The organism is Enterobacter sp. IF2SW-B1 (genome assembly GCF_001743375.1).
Lineage (GTDB): Bacteria > Pseudomonadota > Gammaproteobacteria > Enterobacterales > Enterobacteriaceae > Enterobacter > Enterobacter bugandensis.
In genome coordinates this window covers 1-13,069 of record NZ_MJAA01000002.1, presented here as the reverse complement: position 1 = coordinate 13,069, position 13,069 = coordinate 1, and the positions used below count along the sequence as shown (strand labels likewise).

7 protein-coding genes, 1 tRNA gene and 4 rRNA genes are annotated in these 13,069 nt (G+C 53.0%); 7 read left to right on the top strand and 5 right to left on the bottom strand.

Going from position 1 to position 13,069, the window contains the following annotated elements; genetic code table 11:
* The first annotated feature begins 94 nt into the window (after positions 1–94).
* The 7 genes from A6013_RS04385 to A6013_RS04355 all read left to right on the top strand — a co-directional run bounded on the left by A6013_RS04385 (position 95) and on the right by A6013_RS04355 (position 9,485).
* Positions 95–1,234, top strand: coding sequence for an efflux RND transporter periplasmic adaptor subunit (locus A6013_RS04385; protein ID WP_028014617.1), 1,140 nt, complete (start codon positions 95–97; stop codon positions 1,232–1,234).
* 11 nt (positions 1,235–1,245) lie between these two features.
* Entirely contained in the window at positions 1,246–4,359 is a 3,114-nt protein-coding gene (locus A6013_RS04380) for an efflux RND transporter permease subunit (protein WP_069732630.1), read from the top strand.
* Positions 4,360–4,660: 301 nt separating this feature from the next.
* Complete coding sequence (locus A6013_RS04375; protein WP_008502867.1) at positions 4,661–4,882, top strand: lipoprotein; 222 nt, start codon at positions 4,661–4,663, stop codon at positions 4,880–4,882.
* Positions 4,883–5,331: 449 nt separating this feature from the next.
* Positions 5,332–6,357, top strand: coding sequence for an amino acid ABC transporter substrate-binding protein (locus A6013_RS04370; protein WP_028014619.1), 1,026 nt, complete (start codon positions 5,332–5,334; stop codon positions 6,355–6,357).
* A 67-nt stretch (positions 6,358–6,424) separates the two neighbouring features.
* A complete protein-coding gene (locus A6013_RS04365) occupies positions 6,425–7,606 on the top strand; it encodes an amino acid ABC transporter permease (protein WP_069732629.1) in 1,182 nt (393 codons plus the stop codon).
* Between the two features lie 9 nt (positions 7,607–7,615).
* Positions 7,616–8,719 carry an amino acid ABC transporter permease gene (locus A6013_RS04360; protein ID WP_069732628.1) on the top strand — a complete coding sequence of 368 codons (1,104 nt, stop codon included), beginning with the start codon at positions 7,616–7,618 and terminating at the stop codon, positions 8,717–8,719.
* 7 nt (positions 8,720–8,726) lie between these two features.
* Positions 8,727–9,485, top strand: coding sequence for an amino acid ABC transporter ATP-binding protein (locus A6013_RS04355; protein ID WP_041907797.1), 759 nt, complete (start codon positions 8,727–8,729; stop codon positions 9,483–9,485).
* 106 nt (positions 9,486–9,591) lie between these two features.
* On the opposite strand, the gene rrf (A6013_RS04350) is transcribed toward A6013_RS04355, so the two are convergent.
* The 5 genes from rrf (A6013_RS04350) to A6013_RS04330 all read right to left on the bottom strand — a co-directional run.
* Positions 9,592–9,707, bottom strand: a 5S ribosomal RNA gene (gene rrf, locus A6013_RS04350).
* A 43-nt stretch (positions 9,708–9,750) separates the two neighbouring features.
* Positions 9,751–9,826, bottom strand: a tRNA-Thr gene (locus tag A6013_RS04345).
* Between the two features lie 14 nt (positions 9,827–9,840).
* Positions 9,841–9,956 (bottom strand): 5S ribosomal RNA (rrf, locus tag A6013_RS04340).
* Positions 9,957–9,973: 17 nt separating this feature from the next.
* Positions 9,974–10,089: ribosomal RNA gene (gene rrf, locus A6013_RS04335) — 5S ribosomal RNA — on the bottom strand.
* Positions 10,090–10,156: 67 nt separating this feature from the next.
* Positions 10,157–13,069, bottom strand: a 23S ribosomal RNA gene (locus tag A6013_RS04330); the annotation flags it as partial.

The following is a 13,069-nucleotide window of genomic DNA, read 5'->3' as shown; positions in this document are numbered from 1 at the left end:
CTCATTATTATACGCAGCTACATTTTATTTTTTCCCTCTGCCCCACTACCGATCTACGGCAAACATCGGTTAATGGGTATTTAAAGGAACAGTCATGACGAATCATTTCAGACGTTTACCCTTAGCCGGTTTCATTGTCTGCGCTGTACTGCTCACTGGATGCGATGGCCAGGAAAATCAACAACAACATGCACAGGCGCCTCAGGTCAGCGTCCATATCGTGAAAAGTGCGCCGCTGGCCGTCACAACTGAACTCCCGGGCAGAACAGATGCGTTCCGCGTTGCGGAGGTTCGTCCACAGGTTAGCGGTATCATTCTGCGTCGCAACTTCACGGAAGGTAGCGATGTAAAAGCTGGGGACTCACTTTATCAAATTGATCCTGCGACCTATCAGGCGGCTTACGACAGCGCGAAAGGCGAGCTGGCAAAGGCGCAGGCGGCGGCCAATATTGCACACCTGACGGTGAAACGTTATCTCCCACTGGTGGGAACACAGTATGTCAGTAAACAAGAGTATGACCAGGCCGTGGCTACGGCCCAGCAGGCAGATGCCAGCGTTGTCGCCGCAAAAGCGGGCGTTGAAAGCGCACGTATCAACCTTGCGTATACCAAAGTAACGTCCCCTGTCGATGGCCGCATCGGCAAATCCAGCGTGACGGAAGGGGCGCTCGTGACGAACGGACAGGCCGCAGCGCTGGCGACGGTCCAGCAGCTTGATCCGATTTATGTCGATGTGACCCAGTCGAGCAATGAATTTATGCGCCTGAAGCAGACGAGCCTGCAAAAAGGCGACACGGCCAGCAGCGTTGAGCTGCTGATGGAGAATGGTCAGCCCTATCCGCTGAAAGGCACCCTGCAGTTCTCCGACGTTACGGTGGATGAAAGCACCGGCTCAATCACGCTGCGCGCCATTTTCCCGAATCCTCAACACCTGCTGTTACCGGGGATGTTCGTTCGCGCCCGAATTGATGAAGGCACACAGCCAGATGCCATTCTGGTTCCGCAGCAGGGCGTGACCCGAACGCCGCGAGGCGACGCAACCGTGCTGGTGGTTAATGATAAAAACCAAGTTGAATCACGTACCGTCGTTGCGCCTCAGGCCATTGGCGACCGCTGGCTGGTGACGGAAGGGCTGAAAAACGGTGACCGCGTGATTGTCAGCGGATTACAAAAAGTCAGACCAGGGGCTACCGTCGTCGCCACGCCAGATACCACCACGACTCCCGCCAGTTAAGGAACGACGACATGGCTAATTTCTTTATTCAAAGGCCGGTTTTCGCCTGGGTACTTGCCATCATTTTGATGATTGCAGGCGGGCTGGCCATTCTCAAACTGCCCGTCGCCCAGTATCCGACGATTGCTCCGCCAGCCGTGGCGATTTCTGCGACCTACCCCGGCGCTGATGCCCAGACGGTGCAGGATACCGTGACCCAGGTTATCGAACAGAACATGAACGGTATCGACAACCTGATGTACATGTCTTCCACCAGCGATTCAGCAGGTAATGTCACCATCACACTGACCTTCGAGTCAGGAACGGATCCGGACATCGCCCAGGTGCAGGTGCAGAACAAACTGCAGCTCGCCATGCCGCTGCTGCCGCAAGAGGTACAGCAGCAAGGGATTGGCGTTGAGAAATCCAGCAGCAGCTTCCTGCTGGTCGCCGGTTTTGTTTCGGACAACAAAAACCTCACTCAGGATGATATCTCCGACTATGTCGCCTCGAACGTCAAAGATGCTATCAGCCGAACGACGGGTGTCGGCGACGTTCAGCTGTTTGGCGCCCAGTATGCGATGCGCATCTGGCTCGACAGCAACGCGATGAATAAGTACCAGCTGACGCCGCTGGATATTATCAACCAGCTGAAAACGCAGAACGACCAGATAGCAGCAGGTCAGCTGGGCGGTACGCCATCGGTTCCTGGACAGCAGTTGAATGCCTCCATCATCGCGCAAACTCGCCTGAAATCACCGGAAGAGTTTGGCCGCGTGACGCTCAAGGTGAACCAGGACGGCTCGATGGTTCACCTGAAGGATGTCGCTCGCATTGAGCTCGGCGGCGAAAACTACAATATGGTGACCAAAATCAACGGGCAGGCAGCCACCGGCCTTGGGATTAAGCTGGCAACCGGGGCAAACGCGCTGGATACCGCGGCAGCCATCAAGAGCAAACTGGCGCAACTGCAACAGTTCTTCCCGCAGGGGTTGAAGGTCGTCTATCCCTATGACACCACGCCTTTTGTGAAAATTTCTATTCATGAAGTGGTGAAGACCCTGTTTGAAGCGATCGTTCTGGTTTTCCTGGTCATGTATCTGTTCCTGCAAAACCTGCGCGCGACGCTCATTCCGACGATCGCGGTGCCGGTGGTTCTGCTGGGTACCTTCGCGGTTCTTGCGGCGTTCGGTTTCTCCATCAACACCCTGACGATGTTCGGGATGGTACTGGCGATAGGGCTACTCGTTGATGACGCCATCGTGGTGGTCGAGAACGTTGAGCGCGTGATGGTAGAGGACAAGCTGCCGCCGAAAGAGGCCACGCAGAAGTCGATGGAGCAGATCCAGGGCGCGCTGGTGGGGATCGCGATGGTTCTCTCGGCGGTCTTTGTCCCGATGGCCTTTTTTGGTGGCTCGACGGGCGCCATCTATCGCCAGTTCTCGCTGACTATCGTTTCCGCCATGGCGCTCTCCGTGCTGGTTGCGCTGATCCTGACGCCCGCACTCTGCGCAACGCTGCTTAAGCCCGTCTCTGGCGATCATCATGAGAAGAAAGGGGGGTTCTTTGGCTGGTTCAATGCGCTCTTTGATAAGAGCGTGGAGCACTACAGCAACAGCGTAAGCGGTATTTTGCGTAAGACCGGCCGCTATCTGGTGGTGTACGTCATTATTGTCGGTGGGATGGCGGTGCTGTTCCTGCGCTTACCTACCTCCTTCCTGCCTGAAGAGGATCAGGGGGTATTTATGACGATGGTTCAACTCCCGGCGGGTGCGACCCAGACGCGTACTCAGCAGGTTCTCGACCAGGTTCAGGACTACTATCTGACCAAAGAGAAAGCGAACGTTGAGTCCGTCTTTACCGTTAACGGCTTTAGCTTTAGCGGTCAGGGCCAGAACTCCGGTATCGCCTTCGTCAGCCTGAAGCCCTGGGAAGAACGTTCTGGGGAGAAAAATAGCGTTGAGGCCATCGTGGGCCGAGCGACAAAAGCGTTCAGCCAGATTAAAGACGGCCTTGTATTTCCGTTTAACCTGCCTGCCATTATCGAACTGGGAACCGCAACGGGCTTCGACTTTGAACTTATCGATCAGGCAAACCTGGGGCATACCCAGCTGACGCAGGCGCGTAATCAGCTGCTCGGCATGGTGAAAGAGCACCCTGACCTGCTGGTTCGCGTGCGTCCTAACGGCCTGGAGGATACACCGCAGTTCAAACTGGATGTCGATCAGGAGAAAGCGCAGGCGCTGGGGATTAGCATTTCTGACGTCAACCAGACGATATCGACGGCGTTGGGTGGTACCTATGTGAATGACTTTATCGATCATGGCCGCGTGAAAAAAGTTTACGTCCAGGCGGATGCGAAATTCCGAATGTTGCCGGGGGACATCAACAATCTCTACGTGCGCAGCGCGAATGGGGAAATGGTGCCGTTCTCATCCTTTAGCAGCGCTCACTGGGTTTACGGTTCTCCTCGTCTGGAACGCTATAACGGCATGCCGTCCATGGAGATCCTCGGTGAGTCAGCCCCAGGTAAAAGTACCGGTGAGGCCATGGTGATGATGGAAAGCCTGGCGGCAAAACTGCCTTCCGGCATCGGCTATGACTGGACGGGAATGTCTTATCAGGAACGCCTTTCCGGTAACCAGGCGCCTGCACTGTACGCCATTTCACTGATCGTGGTGTTCCTGTGCCTGGCTGCACTGTATGAAAGCTGGTCCATACCCTTCTCTGTCATGCTGGTTGTGCCGTTAGGCGTCATCGGGGCTCTTTTCGCAGCGTCGCTGCGCGGGTTAAACAATGACGTCTATTTCCAGGTCGGCCTGCTCACAACGATTGGGTTATCGGCGAAAAACGCCATCCTGATCGTCGAATTTGCTAAGGACCTGATGGATAAAGAAGGTAAAGGTATCATTGAGGCCACGCTGGAAGCCTCAAGAATGCGCCTTCGCCCGATCCTGATGACCTCCCTGGCCTTCATTCTTGGCGTCATGCCGCTGGTAATTAGCACCGGAGCCGGGAGCGGCGCGCAAAACGCCGTCGGTACGGGTGTGATGGGAGGCATGCTTTCCGCAACGCTTCTGGCTATTTTCTTTGTGCCCGTTTTCTTTGTGGTTGTCCGGAGACGGTTTACCAACCATAAGGATTAACGTATCCCTGAAGGCACCGTTTGGTGCCTTTTTTATTTTAATATAAACAATGGATTAGTCATTATTGAATCGCATATTAAAAATTCATGAGTTTGCATTAAGTAAAAGCGCCCTCTTGCGACTCCATAATTTCTCCATGAATTTATCCAGAAAACGCTTTTTCTCCATGATTTTTACAAACTACATAATTTGAGATTATTCCACGTGTAACGGGAACTTACCCTGGTGGTAAAATAATCTCCAGTTCGTTAATAGCCCTCCTGGCTTTGTAGCGAATAAGAAATAATACTGAGGTAACATCATGAAAAGATTCATTTCCGTTGCACTTCTCGCTGCGCTGCTTGCTGGTTGCGCGCACGACTCTCCTTGTGTACCGGTTTACGATGATCAGGGCCGACTGGTTCATACCAATACCTGTATGAAAGGCACCACCCAGGACAACTGGGAAACAGCGGGTGCCATCGCCGGCGGCGCTGCCGCAGTAGCGGGTTTAACGTTAGGTATTGTTGCCCTGACGAAGTAACATCTGTTCAGAAAGCGCGGCTCCGGCCGCGCTTTTGCTTTTAATGAGTGCACCATTTTCTAATAAATAAAAAAAGTTCCGCATTTATTCTTATATTTCATTTCAACCAACCGCTATCAACACCTTTTTCTTATCTCTGATGATTTTCATACATTAATACTATTGAATACTCTGCCAATATTCACCTAAGAAACTATCTCTTCTTTTTATTTCATCCCGGTTAAAACTTTTGCTCCAATTTGTGGCACAGGTTGTAATTTCGCACTGTTTCGGGGCGCTCATTTTATTTAAGCCTGTCTACACTCTGCATTAAGCGTTCAGTTTTCTCTTATCTCGATGAACTCAAAACTGGCATTACGTTTGCTTTATAAACGTTGGCCAATGCCACAGACAGGTTAAGCGCTTAAAAACGCTTCTATAACAATAAATTTCGCCACACAGGATCCATTATGAAAAAGACGATGATAGCCAGCCTGACCGCTGCAGGCATGTTGTTTGCCATAGCCGGTCAAGCCCATGCGGGAACGACGCTGGATGCCGTTAAAAAGAAAGGTTTTGTTCAATGCGGTATCAGCGACGGTCTGCCTGGCTTCTCTTATGCAGATGCGAACGGCAAATTTACCGGTATTGATGTGGATGTCTGCCGTGGCGTCGCAGCAGCGGTTTTTGGTGATGACAGCAAAGTAAAATACACCCCGCTGACGGCGAAAGAGCGCTTTACGGCGCTGCAGTCCGGCGAAGTTGACATGCTCTCGCGTAACACCACCTGGACCTCCTCCCGCGATGCAGGTATGGGGATGTCATTTACGGGCGTGACCTATTATGACGGCATCGGCTTCCTGACCCACAATAAAGCGGGCCTGAAAAGCGCCAAAGAACTGGATGGCGCCACCGTGTGTATCCAGGCGGGTACCGATACCGAGCTGAACGTCGCGGATTATTTCAAAGCAAATAAGATGAAATACACCCCTGTAACTTTCGACCGCTCGGATGAATCAGCCAAAGCGCTGGAATCCGGTCGCTGCGACACCCTGGCCTCTGACCAGTCACAGCTGTATGCCTTACGCATTAAGCTGAGCAATCCGGCGGAATGGATTGTCCTGCCTGAAGTGATCTCCAAAGAACCTCTCGGACCGGTTGTGCGTCGTGGCGATGAAGACTGGTTCTCTATCGTTCGCTGGACGCTGTTTGCCATGCTGAATGCAGAAGAGATGGGCATCAACTCGAAAAATGTTGATGAGAAAGCGGCGAATCCTTCCACCCCGGATATGGCGCACCTGCTCGGTAAAGAAGGTGATTTCGGCAAGGATCTGAAGCTGGATAACAAGTGGGCTTACAACATCATCAAACAGGTGGGTAACTACGCTGAGATCTTCGAGCGTAACGTGGGATCGGAAAGCCCGCTGAAGATCAAACGCGGCCAGAACAATCTCTGGAATAACGGCGGTATTCAGTACGCGCCACCAGTACGTTAAGTCATAGCTGTAACGGGCACTGCTCGGGCAGTGCCCACTCCAGAGTCATGGTTACTGAGGTTTCTTTATGTCCCATCGCCGCTCAGCCGTAAAAGGATCGCTATCCTTTTCTCATCCCGCGGTCCGCGCCTGGCTATTCCAGATTATTGCTATTGTTGCGGTTGTTCTTATCGCCGTGTATCTCATCCATAACACCATCACTAACCTGAATAATCGAGGTATCACCTCAGGTTTTGCGTTTCTGGATCGCAGCGCGGGCTTTGGGATTGTTCAGCACCTTATCGACTATCAGGAGGGTGACACGTACGGACGCGTGTTTGTGGTCGGTTTACTGAATACGCTGTTGGTATCGGCACTTTGTATTGTCTTCGCGTCCATCCTGGGCTTCTTTATTGGGCTGGCGCGTCTTTCTGAAAACTGGCTGCTGCGAAAGCTTTCCACCATCTATATTGAGACGTTTCGCAACATCCCACCGCTGCTGCAGATCTTCTTCTGGTATTTCGCGGTGCTGCGTAATCTTCCCGGTCCCCGCCAGGCCGTCGATGCGTTTGAGCTGTTTTTCCTGAGTAATCGTGGGTTATACATTCCCTCTCCGCAGGTGGCCGAAGGGATTTACTCCTTTATCGTCGCCATTATTGTTGCGCTCGCGATTTCCGTCGGCCTGTTCCGCTATAACCGTAAGCATCAGATTAAAATCGGACAGCTTCGTAAAACATGGCCAGTTGCCGCTGCGCTGATTGCTGGCTTACCGTTAGTTGCTCACTGGCTTTTTGGTGCAGCCTTGCACTGGGATATTCCTCACCTACGCGGGTTCAACTTCCAGGGTGGTATGGTGTTAATTCCTGAACTGGCAGCACTCACGCTGGCGCTTTCAATTTATACCTCCGCGTTTATTGCGGAAATCATCCGCTCCGGGATCCAGGCCGTGCCTTACGGGCAGCACGAGGCGGCACGTTCACTCGGTTTGCCGAATACCGTGACGCTTCGCCAGGTCATTATTCCGCAGGCTTTACGGGTGATCATTCCGCCCCTGACCAGCCAGTATCTCAACATTGTCAAAAACTCATCGCTGGCAGCTGCCATTGGTTATCCGGATATGGTGTCTCTCTTCGCCGGAACCGTGCTTAACCAGACCGGACAGGCCATAGAAACCATTGCCATCACCATGTCCGTCTATCTAATCATCAGTCTGGCCATTTCGTTGCTGATGAACCTTTATAACCGTCGTATAGCACTGGTCGAGCGCTAAGGATCTATGATGACAAAAGCGATACTGTCGCACTCCTCGCCCCCTGCCAGCTCGACGGGTGGACGTTTTATTCTCTGGGCACGCAAGAATCTCTTCTCCAGCTGGAGTAATAGCCTGCTGACGATTGTCTGCCTGTGGCTAATGTGGGAATTGATTCCTCCCCTGCTGAACTGGGCGGTTATACAGGCCAACTGGGTCGGTTCAACCCGAGCTGATTGCACAAAAGCCGGCGCTTGCTGGGTATTTATTCATGAGCGCTTCGGTCAGTTCATGTATGGGTTGTATCCCCACGAACAGCGTTGGCGGATTAATCTGGCGCTGGTTATCGGCCTGCTCTCTGTTGCAGTCATGTTCTGGAAAAAGCTGCCTCACCGTGGACGCTATATTGCCGTCTGGGCGGTGGTTTATCCGATTATTGTCTGGGTGCTGCTGTATGGCGGTTTTCTGGGGCTGGAACGCGTTGAAACACGCCAGTGGGGTGGCCTGACGCTGACATTGATTATCGCTTCAGTAGGGATCGCCGGCGCGCTACCGTTGGGTATTTTACTCGCCCTGGGTCGCCGTTCAAAAATGCCGGTCGTACGCGTGCTCTCCGTTATCTTTATTGAGTTCTGGCGCGGCGTACCGCTTATCACCGTACTGTTTATGTCGTCGGTCATGCTGCCACTGTTTATGGCGGAAGGTACAACGATCGACAAGCTGATCCGTGCCCTGGTCGGGGTGATTCTCTTCCAGTCCGCCTATGTCGCTGAAGTTGTACGTGGTGGCCTGCAGGCATTGCCTAAAGGCCAGTACGAAGCGGCGGAATCGCTGGCGCTCGGTTACTGGAAAACGCAGGGGCTGGTGATCCTTCCGCAAGCACTCAAGCTGGTTATCCCTGGGCTGGTCAATACAATCATTGCTCTCTTTAAAGATACCAGCCTGGTGATCATCATCGGATTGTTCGATCTCTTTAGCAGCGTGCAGCAGGCAACCGTTGACCCTGTCTGGCTGGGTATGTCCACCGAGGGATATGTCTTTGCCGCTCTGATCTACTGGATCTTTTGTTTTAGCATGTCGCGCTATAGCCAGCATCTGGAAAAGCGCTTTAACACCGGGCGTACACCGCACTGAGGAAATTATGAGCCAAATGACTATGACAACCGCCAACGCGATGATTACGCTGGAAAACGTCAATAAATGGTATGGACAGTTTCATGTCCTGAAGGACATCAATCTTAAGGTAAAGCAGGGCGAACGCATCGTCCTTTGCGGCCCTTCCGGTTCAGGTAAATCCACAACCATTCGCTGTATTAACCATCTTGAAGAGCATCAACAAGGGCGCATTGTGGTTGATGGTATTGAACTGAATGAAGATATCCGCAATATCGAACGCGTGCGGCAGGAAGTGGGAATGGTATTTCAGCACTTTAATCTGTTTCCACACCTGACCGTTCTGCAGAACTGTACGCTTGCGCCGATTTGGGTCCGAAAGATGCCGAAACAGGAAGCGGAGGCGCTGGCGATGCACTACCTTGAACGCGTACGTATCGCGGAGCATGCCAATAAGTTTCCAGGTCAGATCTCGGGCGGGCAACAGCAGCGCGTGGCTATCGCCCGTTCGCTGTGCATGAAACCCAAAATCATGCTGTTTGACGAACCAACATCTGCGCTGGATCCGGAAATGGTGAAGGAGGTTCTGGATACCATGATTGGGCTGGCCCAATCCGGCATGACGATGCTGTGCGTAACGCATGAGATGGGTTTTGCCAGAACGGTAGCTGACAGGGTGATCTTTATGGACCGCGGCGAGATTGTTGAGCAGGCACCGCCGGATGAGTTCTTTGCGCATCCGAAGTCAGAACGTACGCGAGCATTTTTATCGCAGGTAATTCATTAGTCGTTTGCTCTGCCGGGTGGCGGCTTCGCCTTACCCGGCCTACGATTTGTGCAGCGCAGAAACGCAAAAAGGCCATCCTTTCGGATGGCCTTTTCACTTATTTGATGTCTGGCAGTTCCCTACTCTCACATGGGGAGACCCCACACTACCATCGGCGCTACGGCGTTTCACTTCTGAGTTCGGCATGGGGTCAGGTGGGACCACCGCGCTAAAGCCGCCAGACAAATTCTTTTACTTCTTGCCGAACTTTAACCTAAGTATAAAGTGGTGCTGATACCCAGAGTCGAACTGGGGACCTCACCCTTACCAAGGGTGCGCTCTACCAACTGAGCCATATCAGCACGCTAAATTTGATGCCTGGCAGTTCCCTACTCTCACATGGGGAGACCCCACACTACCATCGGCGCTACGGCGTTTCACTTCTGAGTTCGGCATGGGGTCAGGTGGGACCACCGCGCTAAAGCCGCCAGGCAAATTCTGTTATTGATGCCTGGCAGTTCCCTACTCTCACATGGGGAGACCCCACACTACCATCGGCGCTACGGCGTTTCACTTCTGAGTTCGGCATGGGGTCAGGTGGGACCACCGCGCTAAAGCCGCCAGGCAAATTCTGTTAATCTGTATCAGGCTGAAAATCGTCTCTCTCACCGCCAAAACAGCTTCGGCGTTGTAAGGTTAAGCCTCACGGTTCATTAGTACCGGTTAGCTCAACGCATCGCTGCGCTTACACACCCGGCCTATCAACGTCGTCGTCTTCAACGTTCCTTCAGGAGACTTAWAGTCTCAGGGAGAACTCATCTCGGGGCAAGTTTCGTGCTTAGATGCTTTCAGCACTTATCTCTTCCGCATTTAGCTACCGGGCAGTGCCATTGGCATGACAACCCGAACACCAGTGATGCGTCCACTCCGGTCCTCTCGTACTAGGAGCNAGTCTCAGGGAGAACTCATCTCGGGGCAAGTTTCGTGCTTAGATGCTTTCAGCACTTATCTCTTCCGCATTTAGCTACCGGGCAGTGCCATTGGCATGACAACCCGAACACCAGTGATGCGTCCACTCCGGTCCTCTCGTACTAGGAGCAGCCCCCCTCAATTCTCCAGCGCCCACGGCAGATAGGGACCGAACTGTCTCACGACGTTCTAAACCCAGCTCGCGTACCACTTTAAATGGCGAACAGCCATACCCTTGGGACCTACTTCAGCCCCAGGATGTGATGAGCCGACATCGAGGTGCCAAACACCGCCGTCGATATGAACTCTTGGGCGGTATCAGCCTGTTATCCCCGGAGTACCTTTTATCCGTTGAGCGATGGCCCTTCCATTCAGAACCACCGGATCACTATGACCTGCTTTCGCACCTGCTCGAGCCGTCACTCTCGCAGTCAAGCTAGCTTATGCCATTGCACTAACCTCCTGATGTCCGACCAGGATTAGCTAACCTTCGTGCTCCTCCGTTACTCTTTGGGAGGAGACCGCCCCAGTCAAACTACCCACCAGACACTGTCCGCAACCCGGATYACGGGTCCACGTTAGAACACCAGCCATTAAAGGGTGGTATTTCAAGGACGGCTCCACGCAGACTGGCGTCCACGCTTCAAAGCCTCCCACCTATCCTACACATCAAGGACCAGTGTTCAGTGTCAAGCTATAGTAAAGGTTCACGGGGTCTTTCCGTCTTGCCGCGGGTACACTGCATCTTCACAGCGAGTTCAATTTCACTGAGTCTCGGGTGGAGACAGCCTGGCCATCATTACGCCATTCGTGCAGGTCGGAACTTACCCGACAAGGAATTTCGCTACCTTAGGACCGTTATAGTTACGGCCGCCGTTTACCGGGGCTTCGATCAAGAGCTTCGCGTTGCCGCTAACCCCATCAATTAACCTTCCGGCACCGGGCAGGCGTCACACCGTATACGTCCACTTTCGTGTTTGCACAGTGCTGTGTTTTTAATAAACAGTTGCAGCCAGCTGGTATCTTCGACTGATTTCAGCTCCGTCCGCAGGGACTTCACCTACATATCAGCGTGCCTTCTCCCGAAGTTACGGCACCATTTTGCCTAGTTCCTTCACCCGAGTTCTCTCAAGCGCCTTGGTATTCTCTACCTGACCACCTGTGTCGGTTTGGGGTACGATTTCGTGTTACCTGATGCTTAGAGGCTTTTCCTGGAAGCAGGGCATTTATCACTTCAGCACCGTAGTGCCTCGTCATCACGCCTCAGTGTTAAAGTGAACCGGATTTGCCTGGAACACACACCTACACGCTTAAACCGGGACAACCGTCGCCCGGCTGACATAGCCTTCTCCGTCCCCCCTTCGCAGTAACACCAAGTACAGGAATATTAACCTGTTTCCCATCGACTACGCCTTTCGGCCTCGCCTTAGGGGTCGACTCACCCTGCCCCGATTAACGTTGGACAGGAACCCTTGGTCTTCCGGCGAGCGGGCTTTTCACCCGCTTTATCGTTACTTATGTCAGCATTCGCACTTCTGATACCTCCAGCATGCCTCACAGSMCACCTTCRACGGCTTACAGAACGCTCCCCTACCCAACAACACATAGTGTCGCTGCCGCAGCTTCGGTGCATGGTTTAGCCCCGTTACATCTTCCGCGCAGGCCGACTCGACCAGTGAGCTATTACGCTTTCTTTAAATGATGGCTGCTTCTAAGCCAACATCCTGGCTGTCTGTGCCTTCCCACATCGTTTCCCACTTAACCATGACTTTGGGACCTTAGCTGGCGGTCTGGGTTGTTTCCCTCTTCACGACGGACGTTAGCACCCGCCGTGTGTCTCCCGTGATAACATTCTTCGGTATTCGTAGTTTGCATCGGGTTGGTAAGCCGGGATGGCCCCCTAGCCGAAACAGTGCTCTACCCCCGAAGATGARTTCACGAGGCGCTACCTAAATAGCTTTCGGGGAGAACCAGCTATCTCCCGGTTTGATTGGCCTTTCACCCCCAGCCACAGGTCATCCGCTAATTTTTCAACATTAGTCGGTTCGGTCCTCCAGTTAGTGTTACCCAACCTTCAACCTGCCCATGGCTAGATCACCGGGTTTCGGGTCTATACCCTGCAACTTAACGCCCAGTTAAGACTCGGTTTCCCTGCGGCTCCCCTATACGGTTAACCTTGCTACAGAATATAAGTCGCTGACCCATTATACAAAAGGTACGCAGTCACACCACGAAGGTGCTCCCACTGCTTGTACGTACACGGTTTCAGGTTCTTTTTCACTCCCCTCGCCGGGGTTCTTTTCGCCTTTCCCTCACGGTACTGGTTCACTATCGGTCAGTCAGGAGTATTTAGCCTTGGAGGATGGTCCCCCCATATTCAGACAGGATACCACGTGTCCCGCCCTACTCTTCGAGTTCACAACCTGTGCATTTTCGTGTACGGGACTGTCACCCTGTACCGTGCGACTTTCCAGACGCTTCCACTAACACACAAGCTGATTCAGACTCCGGGCTGCTCCCCGTTCGCTCGCCGCTACTGGGGGAATCTCGGTTGATTTCTTTTCCTCGGGGTACTTAGATGTTTCAGTTCCCCCGGTTCGCCTCGTTAACCTATGTATTCAGTTAACGATAGTGTG